Origin of the sequence: Micromonospora sp. NPDC053740, from assembly GCF_040677775.1 — a bacterium.
GTDB classification, from domain to species: domain Bacteria; phylum Actinomycetota; class Actinomycetes; order Mycobacteriales; family Micromonosporaceae; genus Micromonospora; species Micromonospora alfalfae.
In genome coordinates, this window is record NZ_JBFASO010000010.1 from 38,700 (window position 1) to 52,944 (window position 14,245).

The following is a 14,245-nucleotide window of genomic DNA, read 5'->3' on the forward strand; positions in this document are numbered from 1 at the left end:
GACCCGGAAGGACGAGTCAGTGAGTCAGTTCAACTTCGGCGGCGACATCAACGGTGAGGCGAACGTCTTCGGTGACCACGCTCAGGTGCACAACCGGAGCAACGATTTCAGTCGGGGCTCGGACCTGTCCGGGCTCGTCGCTGCCCTGGTCGACGAGATCGCGAAGCACCGGACGGAGGTTCGCGAGGCCGAACGGCTGACCCAGTTGGCGAGCACGGCTGCGGCATACGCCGCCGAGCCACGCCCCAACGTGGAGGGCATCCGCAGCCTGCTACCGGCCCTGCTGGCAGGTGCCGGAACGGTGACCGCCGTCGCCGACGCCGTGCTACGCGTCTCCCAGGCCGTCAACAGCCTGTAGCGGATGTGAACGTTGCCCTGGCGGCCTCAGCGTGGGTGGGCGGCGCAGTCTCCGGAGGTGGCAGGTCGAGAGTGAGAAGGCGGCCCGACACCTGACGACCGTTGGGCCCCTTCGCGCACGGCCGGTTTCCCGACAGCGTTCGCAACCCCAACGGCGTACCGTCCGGGTCCAAACAGGGGGGAGTCGGATGAGTTTCCTACGGCAGGCAGAGCGGTCCGCGGACACTGAGCGGATGTTCGATACCGACACGAAGGCGATGGGCTACCTGCCCAACTACACCAGGTTGTTCGCCCACAATCCGGCGGCGTATCTGGCATGGCAGCAGCTCAACGGTGCGGTGAAGGACGGGATGGAGTTGCGCCGCTATGAGTTGGTGACCCTCGCCGCGGCCCGGGCCCTGAAATCCTCCTACTGTGGTCTGGCACATGGAAAGGTCCTGCGCGACAAGTTCTTCGACGCGCCGACTGTCGCCGCCATCGCGTCGGACCACGGCAGCGCCGGTCTCTCCGCGCAGGAGGTCGCAGTCGTCAACTTCGCCGGCAAGGTCGCGGCCGATGCGAACTCCGTCACCGAGGCCGACGTCGCGGGCCTGCGTGCTCACGGCCTCGATGACACGGATGTCTTCCGCGTCATCCTCGCCGTTGGCGCCAGATGCTTCTTCAGCACCGTCCTCAGCGCGGCGGGGGCTGAGCCCGATCCGCAGTACCAGGAGAGCCTGGACGCGGATCTGCGGCAGGCGCTGCGTTTCGGCGGTTAGATTCACCGAACACGCACCGACCGGCTGTCCGAGTGCCAGCGGGGCGCGCGGAGGTAGCTCTCGTCTCTCGCGGCGCCCCTACGCGACGGATCACCTGACCTTGCCCGTCTTGGCATCGCTGAGCACCTGTGGGCCACGGACCCGCGCCCCAGGACGGAGGGCAGGCTTGAACGTGACTTCGAGGTCGGCGACCGGGCGGCGGTGGAGTTCGACAACGGCCGGATGAACATCCTCGCCGATGCGATCATGGTGGACCCCTGGGACGAGATATCGCGCAACGGCCTGGAGGCGCTGCGGGTGATCCGGCGGCAGCAGGGCAAGGGCGTCGTCGTGACAGACCCGAAGACCTGGATGCGGGAGCCGTAGGTAGCGAGCCGGCGAACGTGAACGAGCCGGACCTCGCCGCAGGCAGGCCGGTACCGGGCGGGGTGGTGTATCCCTCGCCTGGGCGGCGATTGTTCGACTGGTTTGAGGCTGCGCTGGTGGAGAAACCGGAGGCTGCGCCAAGGGCCTTGACGGGCGCCTACCACGATTGACCGCCACCCGAACGGCTGCCCACAGGTGCCTCCGCTGTCCACAGCAGCCCGCGCAAGGGCGGGGCTTCACGCCAGGGTGAGCCGGTGGATGCGCGGATTCAATCCCTCCTCGTCCGTGGCGATGGGCTGGTCACTCGACGGGACATGCTGCGGGTGGCCCCGGCGTGGACGATCCAGACCGCCCGGCGGGCGGACCTGCTGATCCGACTGCTGCCCGGGGTCTACGGCGACGCCGCGCTGCTCCGCAGTCCCAACGCCGACCTGCCGATGCTGGCCCGGGTCGCGCGGGACGTCGCCCGACGCGCTGCGCTGGCGTACGTCGACGAGCGTGGGGCGCTGAGCCGCCTGACCGCGCTCGAGGTGTGGGGCCTACGCCGCCAGCCACCGGGCGAGCCGGTGTATCTCGACCTGCCGCGAGGATCAGGCCTGCGTGATCGGGCGCATCTGGTCGTAACCCACCGGTCCGACTTCGCGGTCGCGCCGCCGCAGGTGGTGACACGGGCAGGACTGCCGGTCACCCGGCTCGACCGGACCCTGGTGGACTGTTGGCCGCTGCTGCCGCCGATCGCCCGATCGAGCTTGCTCATCCGTGCGGTCAACGATCGGATGACCACGCCGCGGCGCCTGGCCGCCGCCCTTGCCGAGGTGGCGAGAATGCCCGACCGTGGAGCACTGAGCGGTCTGCTGGACCGGCTCGCCGCCGGGTGCCGCAGCCCGTTGGAGATCTGGGGCCACGACCACGTCTTCACCGGACCGGGTATGCCGACGTTCATCCGGCAGGCGCGGGTACGGGTCGGTGCCCGGACGATCTACCTCGACATGTTCGCCGCGGTGGAACGGGTCAACATCGAGCTGGACGGCGCGACCAGCCACGGCGACCCGGCCGAACGCGAGATCGACCTCCGCCGCGACGCCCTGCTCGCCACCGTCGGCATCCTCGTCGTCCGCTTCAGCCACCGCCGCCTCACCGCTGCCCCGGTCCAGGTCCGCCAGGAGACCCTCGCTATTCTCGCCAACCGCCCAGCCTGATGATCAAGTGATGAGAAATAGCTCCCACAGGCCCTCCACACCTACTTTTCATCACTTGATCATGGGGGAGTGGGAGTGGGAGTGGGGGAAGGGCGGGGAGGGCTAGTCGGGGGCTGGCGGTGTACGGGTGGGGTGGGTCTGTTGTGGGGGGATCCTGGGCGTTGGTGCCGACTCTGGTGAGGGGTTGGCGTGGCGGTGGAGGAGTTCGGCGATCCAGCGCGCGGCTTCGCTTTGCGCGGTGAGCAGGTGTTCGCGGGCGTCGGCCAGGTCGTCGTCGTCCGCGTGATCCTCCAGGATCGTCGCCCACTGGCGGCTCAGCTCCTCGGCGTACCGGGCCTTTCGGATCTGCTCGTCGAACTGGTACTCCAGCTTGACCAGGCGGTCGACGTGCGGCTGGAGCGCCGGCATGATCCGTTCGTCGAGTCGCACGGAGGCGTCGGGTCGGCAGGTGAGCGTGATGTCGCCCCGTTGGTAGTGCCACAGGGGGTCCTCTGCCAGCGCCCGCTGCAACGCCACCTCCAGGTCTCCGGCCCGGTGCGGCGGCAGGTCCCGGGCGGCGTCGGCGGCGAGCCGGGTCAGCCGTTGGATGGCGTTGGCTTGGAAGTACTGCACGTACCAGCTCAGCACCTCGGACCGCAGGCTCGCCGACGACGACCAGGCGAACGTGGCGCGGATGTAGAACGAGTACACGTACCCGCGTGCGGGGACCGCGATCAGCCGGGGTGCGTCGCGTTGTTCGACGAGTGGACCGGACGGTGACGGCGCGGCAGCGGAGCCGACGGGCGCCTCGTCCTGGAGCGCGGCGACCAGCCGATCCCAGTTTCGCGCCCACCACCGCCAGCCGCGCACGCTGGCGTCGCGGGCGACGGTCAACCCTCGTACGCCCCGGTGTCGCCACTGGTCCGCTGGCCTCGGCCTCCCGTCGGGGGCGTCCGTCATGGCACCCTCCCCGGTCACGGATCCGCGTTTCACGCTAACAACCGGTGACCGATATGCCTGCCGCCACGCCGTCACCGAGCGGACCGCATATCGGTACGAACCAGGCCATGCGCGCCGTCGACGGTGGGGCGGCCGACCCGCCGAGACAGATGATCATTCGGGGTTTACCGAGCATTGTGGAGCAGTTGGGTTGCCGAGGGGTGTTGTCGCCGACCGGCAGCGGTGAGACTGGGTCCGGTCCGACAATCACACGGATCGATGGATCGAATGGTCTGGAGGCAGCCTGTGTCCACCCTCGTGTCCCCGCTGGCCACGCTCGGCGCGATCCGCCGGCGTACCACCACCCTCGCCCTGCTCCTGGCCATGGTCGCCGCCGCGCTGGTCGGCCCGTCCGTGGTTTCCCCTCGGTTGACCGACCCGGCCTCGGCGGCGGTCTACAGCTCCTGCACCATGAGCCGCTGCGCGGACGCCCGCACCGCCCGTTCGGGTTGGTCCGCCAAGGGATTCCCGACCAGCCGAGGCTGGTACTCCTGGAGCGGCGGGAAGTCCAACTTCGCCGGCGGCCAGTTCTACAACTACGAGGGTCAACTGCCCACAAACGCCACCTACTACGAGTACGACGTCTACCCGCGCACCCAGGGCGCCGCCCGGGACGCGTACCGGATCGTGGTGAACCGCAGCACCGGGGTCACCTGGTTCTCGCCCAACCACTACACCGACTTCTACCGCCTCTGACCGGTGTGGGGGGTCGGCCGGCCTCGGCCGGTCGGCCCGCTGCGGTTGGTAGTTCCGGTCAGTTGTAGCACCGGTTGGATGTCGCTCTGGTCAGCTCAGGAGGAACGTGATGGTCGAGGAGCACGCGGGTCGGGTGCCCGACTGGCTGATCGTCTGCCACGACGGTGGCCTCGACGTTCCCGGCGCGGTGGTGCTGGCCGGTGCGGCGACCCGGACCAGGGCTGGCCTGTTCGCGGCGCTCGCCGCCGTACTGGCCCTGCCGGCGTACCTGGGGGAGACCTGGGACGCCCTCTCCGACGTGCTCCGGGACCGGCTCGCCGCCGGGCCGCTCACCCTGCTGGTCACCGGTGCCGGCCAACTGCTCGTCGACGAGCCGCCCGATCAGTACGGTCTGCTGCTCGCCGTGCTGGGCGACCTCGCGACCAGCGCACCGCACCCGCTGCGCGTCATCCTCAACGAGGCTGTGCCCTCCTGACCGGGCCCGGACACGATCGGCCTGGACGTCAGCCGGCGTCGCGCTGGCCCCTCGGGGCACGAGGGGTGGTGGCCCGGCGGTGCGGGTGGGTGCCACCCGCACCGCCGGGCATCGGGGTCAGTGCGTCGCGGGCGGGATGCTCTGCTCGTACTGGAAGACGTTGTGCGGGTCGTACTTCGCCTTGATCTTGCGCAGCCGGGGGAAGTTGTGCCCCCAGTAGGCCTTCTCCCACTCGGCCATGCCGATGTTCGGCACGTTGACGTAGGCGCCGTCCACGTAGGGCCGCAGCGCCTGGCTGAACTCGGCGATCCAGGTCTGGGCGATCGGCGTGACGGCATCGTCGCTGTCGGGCTCGCCGCGTTTGCCCCAGCCGACGCCTGGCTCGGAGTAGAAGAGCGCGTCGCGGTGCGGGAAGGCGGCGCCACCGAATGGCTCCTGCCGTTGCGCCCCGCGGCCGAAGGCCTGGGTGAAGAAGTTACTGTCGGGCGAGGGCGCCTTCTCCATGAACTCACGGACGATGCTGACCGCCTTCTCCGGGAACGGCTCGCGGGTGAACTGGGAGAAGAACTTCCACTTCGCGGGCTCGTCCTCGTTCGGGATCTGGAAGCCGGCGTAGACGTCGCCCCAGCCGCCGATCTGCACTGTGACAGTGGGGTTGCCGATCGACAGGATCGGCGCCAGCAGTTTCCTGGCCTCCGCCTCGGATCCCTCCGCGAGCACCGCGAACAGCAGGATCGAATCCGGGTGGACCTCGACCTGGGTGCCGAGGCGCGGGTCGGTGAAGGGTGCGACGCGCTGCCAGGCGTCGAAGACCTCGTGCAGGTCGCCGAGACCGGGCCAGGTCACCTGCAGGTAGGCGACGCTGGTGAGCGGAGCGACCTGGTAGGTCAGGGAGGTGACGATCCCGAAGTTTCCGTTGCCCGCGCCGCGCAGCGCCCAGAGCAGGTCCGAGTGGTTCCACGGGTCCACCTCGAGCACCTTGGCGCCGTCGGCGCCCGCCGCCACGACGATCTCCGCGCCGATCAGGTTGTCGCAGGCCATTCCGAGGTAGCGGGTGAGGAAGCCGAAGCCGCCGCCGAGGGTGGCCCCGGAGAGGCCCACTGTCCCCTCCGTTCCGGTCGTCGCCGCGAGGTCGTGTTCCCCGAGGGCGGTCACCGCCTCCGACTGGTTGAGCCCCGCGCCGACCTTCGCCGTGCGGGCGGCGGTGTCGATGTGGACGTCCTTCAGCTCGCTGACGTCGATCACGATGCCGTTGTCGACGTTCGACCAGCCTTCCAGGTTGTGCCGGCCACTGCGTACGCGCAGCGCGACGTCGTGCTGCCGCGCCCAGGTGAGCGCGTTGACCACGTCCTGGGTTTCCTGAGCGAAGACGATGACCAGCGGATAGTGCACGAACAGTTCGTCCCAGCCGAGGCTGGCCTCCGCGTAGTTGGGGCTCTGCGGGCGGACGATCCGGCCGGTCAGCTCTGCTGGCGGAAACCTCGTGTCGGAGGGCCACCCGGGACCGTCGGCCGCGATGGCCGAGCTGCCGGCGATCACGCTCGGGATGGCGACCGCCCCGGCGCCGACGGCCGTCGCCCTGAGCAGATCACGACGGGAAAGGTCGCGCATGGTCCGAATCCTCTCGATTGGTGACACGCCCGAAAAGTGAACTGAGAGGGGCATTTCCTCTCATCTGGCGCGAAACTAACCGTAAGGCCCGAGGCTTCCTGGCAGATCCGAGAACTTGTCACGGAACCCGGTCGGGTGATCCGGGGACGGGTCAGTTCGGGGCGGGCTGGTCCAGGATGGCGCTGAACCGCTCCTCGGCAAGGTCCAGTTGGCCGAAGATGTGCCGCTTCACCGCTGGCGACAACGGGGTGTCCGGCCGGCCGATCAGGTCCCGGAACAGCGGCACCAATGGCCGGTACTTCCGGGCCGACGAGATCACCTTCGGCCCGACCGTGTGGATCACGCCCACCCCGTTGTCGGTGAAGTCCGACACCTTGATCACCCGGGCCCAGGGCTCCCGGTCCAGACTGACCGCCAGGTGCTCCCGGTACTGCGCGTTGCGGTCCCGCTCGGGGTCGTACACCGGATTGGTGACAGCGGCGACCAGGGTGGCCACCCGTGGCCCGAACCGCGCGGCGAGCGCGGCCAGCGCGGCCCCGGTCGGATCGGTGCCCGCGTCGCCGTCGGCCAGCTCGACCGGATGGTCCTCCACCGCGTCGTGCAGCAGACCGGCGACGATCACGTCCACGTCCCGCACCTGGTAGTGGTGCATCAGCCTGATCGCCACCCGCAGCAGGTGGTTCAGGTACGGCTCGCGGACGCGTCGATCGTCGCGGTGCAGTTCGGCGGCGAGGTCGAGCGCGGCGGTCAACCGTGCCCGGGCGGCGTCGTCGAACTGCTGGACCTCCAACCGGAAACGCTCCAGCAGGCCCGGTTCGCCGTGGATCTCGGTGATCGCGTGCATCGGCATGCTGCCCAGGTGCGGCGGGAAGTCCATGCGTCACTTATAGCCGATCATCACCAGATCGATGAGCCCGTACGTCGCCCACCCGACCGCGAGTTGCGGGCGCGCCGAGCCGTCAGATCGGCAACCGGTCGGCCCCGGCGAGCGGGCCCACCAGGAGGGGAACCAGCGGCGCCGGCAGCACGGGGTCGCGGCGCAGGGTGGGCGTCCAGCCCGCGTCCGCGGCCAGGTCGGGGTCATGCGTCGCGTTGTACGCCGCCAGCAGGTCGACCGGTCGGGCCGTGCCGCCGCCCCGGCGGACCCAGGAGCCCCGCTCGGTCAACGCGGTGCCGCCCCAGTCGTAGAGCAGGTCCGCCGGGTCGACCGCCGCGTCCACTGTGAAGAAGTTGTTCTGCGCGTAGATCGCCGACTGGACGCCGACGCCGAGCGCGTACTGGAAGGCGTCCCCACCGAGTCGGTAGTGGTTGTTGTAGACGTCGACCTGACCGAAACGTACCCGGGGCAGCCGTTGCAGGACGCCGTCGAAGAGATTGTGGTGCAGGGTGACCCGCAGCCGGCCAACGTCCGGGCCGACGGTGTTGGACGAGCCGATCAACAGCAGCTTGTCCCGGCCCGTGAACCGGTTCCACGACGCGGTGACCAGGCTGGCGGTGTGTGTGACGTCCAGTGACCCGTCGTGCACCTGGTACGGCCGACCGAAGTACACCGGCTGAGCGCTGTCCGGGTTGTCGCCGTCGGTGAAGGTGTTGTGGTCGACCCAGACGTTCTCGCTGCGGCGTACCGAGATCTGGTCGTACTGGCTGTTCCAGTTGCCTGCCTCGCCGTCGGTCGGCGACCAGGCGGGGAAGCAGTCCCGGGCGTCGACGAGGGTCAGGTTGCGGACGATGACGTTCGACGCCCGGTCGATCATGAGGGTGAGGCCGCTCAGTCGAGCGCCGCGCAGACCGATGACAGTGGTGTTCGGCCCGACATTGATCTGGGTCTGCCGGGTCTGGTTGGTCACCGAGCGCACCCGAGCCTCCTCCAGCGGCCCGCTCGGCGGCACCCGCCCCCACACCGCCGGGTCGTACGCGGCCAGGTAGGCGTCCAACCGGTAGGCCGGGTCGGCCAGGTCGGCGCAGCTCAGCGGCGGGCCGCCGGGTCCTTCGAAGCCGTCGATGGCGCCGTCGACGTAGATGAGCTTCGGGGTGGCGTCGGCGGCGTTGCCGGCGTTGTCGCCGCCCAGCGCGGCGACCAGTTCCCCCCGGTTGTGGACCACCCGGGTCCGCTCGGGGGTGGCCGCCGAGCCGCCGGTGGTGCCGGGGCCGTCGGCCGCCCAACCGTCGCGCTCGGGCAGCGTCTGCCGCCCCAGGTGGTCGGCCAACCAGGAGAGCCGGTCGGCGGACGGGACGTCCGGACGGGTGGCGGCGGCGGCCGGGGCGGCGCCGAGAAGTAGGGCGACCACTGTGGCGCCGCCGAGGATTCTGCGCATCGACTCACTCCATTCGTTGGTGGTGGAGGTCGGTCCCAGGTGGTGTCTGACCGCTATCCGGTCAGCTCGGCGCGGTACGCGCCGGACGCCCACGGCACCCCCAGTTCGCTCGGCAGCGCCCCCCGCTCGGCCGCCCGGCGCAACACGTCGACGACGCCCCGCAGGTGGCGGACCCGCTCCCCGCCCTCGCCGCTGGTGGTCACCAGCCCGCCGTCGAGCAGCCGGGGCTCCGGCGCGGGCCGCAGAGCGTCCAGCAGCGCGGTGAACGGCGCGGTACGGGCCAGCGGTGCTATCAGTGGAACGCCCGACGGGTCGGCCCGGTGGGCGAGCAGGTTCTCCAGCAGCCCCAGCCGCCCCGGCACCCGGCGGGTCACCACATCCCCGGGCAGGCGCAACCGGTCGGTCGGGTACTCCAGCACCGCCTGCCCCGTCGTACCGGTCACCACCACCTCGCCCGCCACGAACTCCTCGGCGGCCAGGGTCACCGCCACCAGCACCGGCGGCCCGGCGCGGAACCGCACCCGCAGCACGGCGGTGTCCTCCACCTCGATCGGCCGGACCCGGTAGCGTTCCACCTCGATCGCGACCGGCCACGGCGTCGCCCCGGCGAGCGCCTCGGCGATCGCCAGGCACTGCATCACCGCGTGCGCGAGCGGGTTGACGAGCGCGCCGTCCAGCACGGGTCGGCCGTCCACACTCCGTCGACCGGCCCAGGGAGAGCGGGCGTAGTAGGCGTCCGGCCGAAGCCACGCGGCGATGGCGGAGATGCCGGTGACAGTGCCCAACCGGCCGGCGGCGAGCGCGTCGGTCAGCGCGGTGAGGGCCGCCGAGCCGAGCGCCTGGAAGCCCACCTGGGCCACCCGACCGGCGGCGGTGAGGGCCCAGGTCAGCTCCTCGTGCTCGGCCAACGACAGCACCGGGGGCTTCTCCAGCAGCAGGTCCGCGCCGGTGGCCAGGGCGTCGCGGGCGATCGCCAGGTGGGTGTGCGGCGGCGTGCAGATCACCACCACCTCCGGCCGGGTGGCGGCGAGCATCGACCGGTGGTCGGTGAACACCGCCACCCCGGGCGGCACCGGGGCTTCCGGGTCGTCCTCCACCGGCCGGACGTCGACCAGGCCGACCAACCGCAGTCGACCGGCGGCGTGCAGGGGCGCGATCACCCGCCGGTGCCAGCGACCGTGCCCGTTCGCCCCGATCACCGCCACCCGGGGCGGCGGGGTCGCCCCGCTCACCGCCGGCCGGTCCGGGTGGACCCGGTCACCGGGCACCGGCCAGGGTGGCCTCGACGCCGTGCCGCTCCAACGCGGTCAGCCAGGCGATCACGTCGGCGCGGACCTCGTCGTCCTCGGCCACCTCCAGCGGGATGACGTCGCGCAGCGCGAAGACCGCGTCGACAGCGCCCGCCGGGCTCTGCGCCCCGGCGTCCAGCGCGGCCCGGATCGGCCCGGCCAGTGGGTCCTGCAGCGGCAACGGCCGACCGTCGTCGGCGTACCCCAGCGCGAAGCGCAACCAGGACGCCACGACCAGCGCGCCCCAGCGCGCGGAACGCCCGGCCGCGCGCAGGTCGGCGATGGTGTGCAGGACGCGCTGCGGCAGCTTCTGGGAGCCGTCGATCGCCACCTGGAGGGTGCGGTGGTGGATCGCCGGGTTACCGAACCGGGCGAGGGCCTGCTCGCCGTAGTCGATGACCCGCACCCCGTCCGGCGGGGTGAAGCTGGCCGCCACGTCCTCGGCGACCAGCCGGCGCAACACGTCACGCAGGTGCGGGATCTCCAGCGCGTCGGCGATCGTCTCCCGACCGGCCAACGCTCCGAGGTACGCGATGGCGGAGTGCACCCCGTTGAGGGCCCGCAGCTTCAACCGCTCCCACGGACCGGCGTCCTCGGTGAGCACCGCCCCGGCGAACTCCCAGCCGGGCCGGCCGCCGGGGAAATCGTCCTCGATCACCCACTGCGCGTACGGCTCGGCAGCCACCGCGGCCAGGTCGGTCACTCCCAGCGCAAGCCGGGCCGCCTCGATCGTCTCCGGGGTGCTGGCCGGCACGATCCGGTCCACCATGGTGCCCGGGCAGGTGACGTTGCCGGCCACCCACTCGACGAGCCAGGCGGGCACCCCGGCGGCCCGGCCGACCGCCTGGTCGAGCATGCCGCGCAGTCGCCGACCGTTGGCCGGCAGGTTGTCGCAGCTCACCAGCGCCACCGGCCCGGCGTCCGCGGCGGCCCGGGCGGCCAGCCCGCGCAGCAGCAGCCCCGGCACAGTGGTCGGCGCTCCGCCGCCGGCCAGGTCCGCGGCGAGCGCCGAGTCCGGGGACAGTCGGCCGGTCACCGGGTCGAGTTGGTACGCCTTCTCGGTGACGGTCAGTGTCACCACGCGGACCGCCGGGTCGGCGAGCAACGCCACCACGGCGTCCGGGTCGCTGGGCGCGTGCCGGACGCCGCTCAGGGCACCCACCACCCGGGTGGAGCTGCCGGCCGCGGAGAGGGCGCTGACGCTGAACAGGTTGTCCTGCGCGGCGATCGCCTCGACCACTGCGGTGCTGCGCGGCGCGACGGCCACGATGCCCCAGTCGCCCCCGGCCGCGCCGACCGCAGCCTCGGTGAACACGGCCTGGTGGGCCCGGTGGAACGCGCCCAACCCCAGGTGTACGACGCCGGTCGGCACGGTGCCCGGCCGGATCAGCGGGCGGGCCTCGGCGGGCAGGCGGCGCAGCATGCCCAGGCCGAGCCGGGAGGCCCCGACGGTCACCGCCATGCCGGACCGTCCGGGAAGCGGAACTCGGCGATCGACGCGGGCTTCATGGTGGCGCTGTAACCGGGCCGCTCGGGCAGCAGATAACGGCCACCGCGGGTCCGCACCGGATCGACGAAGTGTTCGTGCAGATGGTCGACGTACTCGATCATCCGGCCGTCCAGGCCGGTGCCCACCCGCAGGTAGTCGAAGATCGCCAGGTGCTGGACGTACTCGCAGAGGCCCACGCCACCGGCGTGCGGGCACACCGGCACGCCGAACTTCGCCGCCAGCAGCAGCTCGGCCAGCACCTCGTTGACGCCGCCGACCCGGCAGGCGTCGACCTGCATCACCCCGATCGCCTCGGCCTGGAGCAACTGTTTGAAGATCACCCGGTTGGCGGCCACCTCCCCGGTGGCCACCCGGCAGCGGCCGGCGGTCAACTCGGTCACCGCGCGGGCGATCCGGGCGTGCCCGAGGATGTCGTCGGCGTGGGTGGGCTCCTCGATCCAGTACGGGTCCACCTCGGCCAGCGCCGCCATCGCGGTGATCGCCTCGTCGACGTCCCAGACCTGGTTGGCGTCCATCATCAACAGCGCGCCCGGGCCGATCTCCTCCCGGATGATCCGGGCCCGCCGCAGATCGTCGGCGAGCGGACCGCCGACCTTCATCTTCATCGCCCGCCAGCCGTCGGCGTACGCCTGCCGGGTCAGCGCCCGCACCTTGTCGTCCGGGTAGCCGAGCCACCCGACCGAGGTGGTGTACGACGGGAAACCGTCACGTTCGAGGGCCGTCAACCGGTCGGTCAGCCCGTCACGTCCCTTGTCGAGGATGGCGGCTGCCTCGTCCGGCGTGAGCGCGTCGGTGATGTGCTTGAAGTCGATGCTGGCCACCAGGTCGTCGGTGGGCAGCTCGGCGAGGAAGCGCCACATCGGCTTGCCGGCCAGTGTTGCCCGCAGGTCCCACACCGCGTTGACCAGCGCGCCGGTCGCCATGTGGATGACGCCCTTCTCCGGACCCAGCCAGCGCAGCTGCACGTCGGCGCTGAGCGAGCGCCAGAACGCCACCGGCTCGGCCGTGATCTCCTCGATGGTGCGCCCCTGGACGTGGTGGGCCAGGGCACGCACCGCCGCGCAGGTGATCTCGTTGCCCCGGCCGTTGGTGAAGGTGAACCCGGCGCCGGTCGGGCCGGCGTCGGTGCCCAGCTCCACGTACGTCGCCGAGTAGTCACCCCGGTTGATCGCGTCGGAGCCGTCGCCCCGGGCGGCGGTGGGGAACCGCACGTCGTGCACCTCGACGGAGGTGATGGTGACCGTCATTGCTGGTGTCCTCCGAAGTTGAAGACCCGCTTGGGCAGCCGGTACGCCAGGTCGACGATGGTCTCGGCGGCCTCGTCCATCGGCAGCCGGTGCTCGGCGACGAGCCGGGCCAGGAAGCCGGCGTCCACCCGGCGGGCCACGTCGTGGCGTACCGGGATGGAACAGAACGCCCGGGTGTCGTCGACGAACCCGGTGGTGTTGTAGAAGCCGGCGCTCTCGGTCACCGTCTCCCGGAACCGGCGCAGCACCTCCGGGGAGTCCAGGAACCACCAGGGCGCGCCGAGCAGCAGCGCGGCGTACCCGCCCGCGAGGGGCGCCAACTCGCGGGTGAAGGTGTCCTCGTCGAGGGTGTAGAGCACCAGTCGCAGCCGGGGGTCGTTGCCGTAGCGCTCCAGCAGCGGGGCGAGCGCGTGCACGTACTCGGTGGCCTGTGGGATGTCGCCGCCGACGTCGCGGCCGTGCCGGGCGTGCAACCACCGGTTGTGGTTGCGCACCGCGCCGGGGTGCAGTTGCATGACCAGGCCGTCGTCGAGCGACATCCTGGCGAACTCCACGAGCATGTGCGCCCGGAACGCCTCCGCGTCGGCGGCGTCGGCCTCGCCGCGCCGGCCCCGGTCGTAGAGCCGCTCGGCCTCGGCCGGGGTCAGGTCCAGGGTGCGCGCGGTGGGGTGACCGTGGTCGGAGGAGGTGGCCCCGGCGGCGATGAACGCGGCGCGTCGGGCCCGCAGCGCGGCCAGGTAGCCGGCGTACGTGCCGGTGTCCTCGCCGGCCCGATCGCCGAGACGGTCCACGTTTGTCGACCAGCCCTCGAACTCCATGTCCACCACGTCGTCCGGGCGGAACGTGGTGACCACCCGGCCGCCCGGCCCACCCCACCCGTCGGCGGCGAGCTTGGCGTGCTGCGCGAGGTCGTCCAGCGGTGACTCGGTGGTCGCGAGGACCTCGATGTTGAACCGCTCGAACAGCGCCCGGGGCCGGAAGTCCGGCTCGGCGAGCCGGGCCGCGATCTCGTCGTAGAGGGCGTCGGCGGTGCTGGGACGCAGTGGGGTGTGCACCCCGAACACGGTGCGGAAGGTCTGTTCCAGCCAGAGTCGCGACGGGGTGCCCCGGAACAGGTGCCAGAGCGCGGCGAAGCGTCGCCAGATCACCCGGCCGTCGGTCTCCACCGGGCTGCCGTCGCGGGTGGGCACCCCCAGATCCGCCGGGGGCACGCCCTGACTGAGCAACATCCGGGTCAGGTAGTGGTCGGGCACGATGAGCAACTGCGCCGGGTCCGGGAAGGGGCGGTCCTCGGCGAGCAGGGCCGGGTCGACGTGCCCGTGCGGCGAGATGATGGGTTGCTCCGCCGCCAGGGCGTACAGCTCCCGGGCCAGCGCGCGCTGGCCCGGCTCGGGCGGCAGGAGCAGGTCGGTGTGGTCGAACGTGGGCACGGAGTGGGGCTCCT

13 protein-coding genes and 1 pseudogene are annotated in these 14,245 nt (G+C 71.5%); 6 read left to right on the forward strand and 8 right to left on the reverse strand.

Features of this window, described 5'->3' with window-relative positions; translation table 11 throughout:
• Positions 1-19: 19 nt before the first annotated feature.
• The 4 genes and pseudogenes from AB0K35_RS24645 to AB0K35_RS24660 all read left to right on the forward strand — a co-directional run bounded on the left by AB0K35_RS24645 (position 20) and on the right by AB0K35_RS24660 (position 2,680).
• Positions 20-358 carry a hypothetical protein gene (locus AB0K35_RS24645; protein ID WP_363887910.1) on the forward strand — a complete coding sequence of 113 codons (339 nt, stop codon included), beginning with the start codon at positions 20-22 and terminating at the stop codon, positions 356-358.
• Between the two features lie 232 nt (positions 359-590).
• Entirely contained in the window at positions 591-1,115 is a 525-nt protein-coding gene (locus AB0K35_RS24650) for a carboxymuconolactone decarboxylase family protein (RefSeq protein ID WP_238670615.1), read from the forward strand.
• Positions 1,116-1,397: 282 nt separating this feature from the next.
• Positions 1,398-1,481 (forward strand): annotated as a pseudogene (locus tag AB0K35_RS24655) (GntR family transcriptional regulator); the annotation flags it as partial.
• Between the two features lie 254 nt (positions 1,482-1,735).
• On the forward strand, positions 1,736-2,680 hold the full coding sequence (locus AB0K35_RS24660; protein WP_363887913.1) for a DUF559 domain-containing protein: 945 nt from the start codon (positions 1,736-1,738) through the stop codon (positions 2,678-2,680).
• Between the two features lie 102 nt (positions 2,681-2,782).
• Here the strand turns inward: AB0K35_RS24660 and AB0K35_RS24665 are convergent, their stop codons facing one another.
• Positions 2,783-3,619, reverse strand: a complete 837-nt coding sequence (locus AB0K35_RS24665; protein ID WP_238670617.1) for a hypothetical protein — start codon at positions 3,617-3,619, stop codon at positions 2,783-2,785.
• A 285-nt stretch (positions 3,620-3,904) separates the two neighbouring features.
• Between AB0K35_RS24665 and AB0K35_RS24670 the strand changes: the two genes are divergently transcribed.
• On the forward strand, positions 3,905-4,354 hold the full coding sequence (locus tag AB0K35_RS24670; protein WP_244166133.1) for a ribonuclease domain-containing protein: 450 nt from the start codon (positions 3,905-3,907) through the stop codon (positions 4,352-4,354).
• Positions 4,355-4,463: 109 nt separating this feature from the next.
• Positions 4,464-4,829: a barstar family protein gene (locus AB0K35_RS24675; protein ID WP_363887917.1), complete on the forward strand. Its 366-nt coding sequence runs from the start codon at positions 4,464-4,466 to the stop codon at positions 4,827-4,829.
• A gap of 117 nt (positions 4,830-4,946) precedes the next feature.
• Here AB0K35_RS24675 and AB0K35_RS24680 read toward each other — a convergent pair whose 3' ends face one another.
• The 7 genes from AB0K35_RS24680 to uxaC form a co-directional block, all read right to left on the reverse strand.
• Entirely contained in the window at positions 4,947-6,440 is a 1,494-nt protein-coding gene (locus AB0K35_RS24680) for an FAD-binding oxidoreductase (protein ID WP_357367368.1), read from the reverse strand.
• A gap of 151 nt (positions 6,441-6,591) precedes the next feature.
• Positions 6,592-7,317, reverse strand: coding sequence for an HD domain-containing protein (locus tag AB0K35_RS24685; RefSeq protein WP_238670621.1), 726 nt, complete (start codon positions 7,315-7,317; stop codon positions 6,592-6,594).
• An 82-nt stretch (positions 7,318-7,399) separates the two neighbouring features.
• On the reverse strand, positions 7,400-8,755 hold the full coding sequence (locus AB0K35_RS24690) for a polysaccharide lyase family 1 protein (protein ID WP_363887921.1): 1,356 nt from the start codon (positions 8,753-8,755) through the stop codon (positions 7,400-7,402).
• A 53-nt stretch (positions 8,756-8,808) separates the two neighbouring features.
• The gene (locus tag AB0K35_RS24695) at positions 8,809-9,987 is read right to left on the reverse strand and encodes a Gfo/Idh/MocA family oxidoreductase (RefSeq protein ID WP_363887923.1); all 1,179 of its coding nucleotides are present in this window, start codon (positions 9,985-9,987) and stop codon (positions 8,809-8,811) included.
• 25 nt (positions 9,988-10,012) lie between these two features.
• Positions 10,013-11,506: a mannitol dehydrogenase family protein gene (locus tag AB0K35_RS24700; RefSeq protein WP_363887925.1), complete on the reverse strand. Its 1,494-nt coding sequence runs from the start codon at positions 11,504-11,506 to the stop codon at positions 10,013-10,015.
• Positions 11,497-12,801, reverse strand: coding sequence for an enolase C-terminal domain-like protein (locus AB0K35_RS24705; RefSeq protein ID WP_238670625.1), 1,305 nt, complete (start codon positions 12,799-12,801; stop codon positions 11,497-11,499). The genes AB0K35_RS24700 and AB0K35_RS24705 overlap by 10 nt, the downstream gene beginning before the upstream one ends.
• Positions 12,798-14,231: a glucuronate isomerase gene (gene uxaC, locus AB0K35_RS24710; protein WP_363887929.1), complete on the reverse strand. Its 1,434-nt coding sequence runs from the start codon at positions 14,229-14,231 to the stop codon at positions 12,798-12,800. Before uxaC ends, AB0K35_RS24705 begins: the two co-directional genes overlap by 4 nt.
• Between the last annotated feature and the right edge of the window lie 14 nt (positions 14,232-14,245).

Excerpts from the sequence above, each read along its gene's own strand:
- AB0K35_RS24680 (WP_357367368.1), bottom strand. The coding sequence starts at position 6,440 with ATGCGCGACCTTTCCCGTCGTGATCTGCTCAGGGCGACGGCCGTCGGC.
- AB0K35_RS24685 (WP_238670621.1), bottom strand. The coding sequence starts at position 7,317 with ATGGACTTCCCGCCGCACCTGGGCAGCATGCCGATGCACGCGATCACC.
- AB0K35_RS24700 (WP_363887925.1), bottom strand. The coding sequence starts at position 11,506 with ATGGCGGTGACCGTCGGGGCCTCCCGGCTCGGCCTGGGCATGCTGCGC.
- AB0K35_RS24705 (WP_238670625.1), bottom strand. The coding sequence starts at position 12,801 with ATGACGGTCACCATCACCTCCGTCGAGGTGCACGACGTGCGGTTCCCC.
- AB0K35_RS24690 (WP_363887921.1), bottom strand. The coding sequence starts at position 8,755 with ATGCGCAGAATCCTCGGCGGCGCCACAGTGGTCGCCCTACTTCTCGGC.
- AB0K35_RS24675 (WP_363887917.1), top strand. The coding sequence starts at position 4,464 with ATGGTCGAGGAGCACGCGGGTCGGGTGCCCGACTGGCTGATCGTCTGC.
- AB0K35_RS24665 (WP_238670617.1), bottom strand. The coding sequence starts at position 3,619 with ATGACGGACGCCCCCGACGGGAGGCCGAGGCCAGCGGACCAGTGGCGA.
- AB0K35_RS24650 (WP_238670615.1), top strand. The coding sequence starts at position 591 with ATGTTCGATACCGACACGAAGGCGATGGGCTACCTGCCCAACTACACC.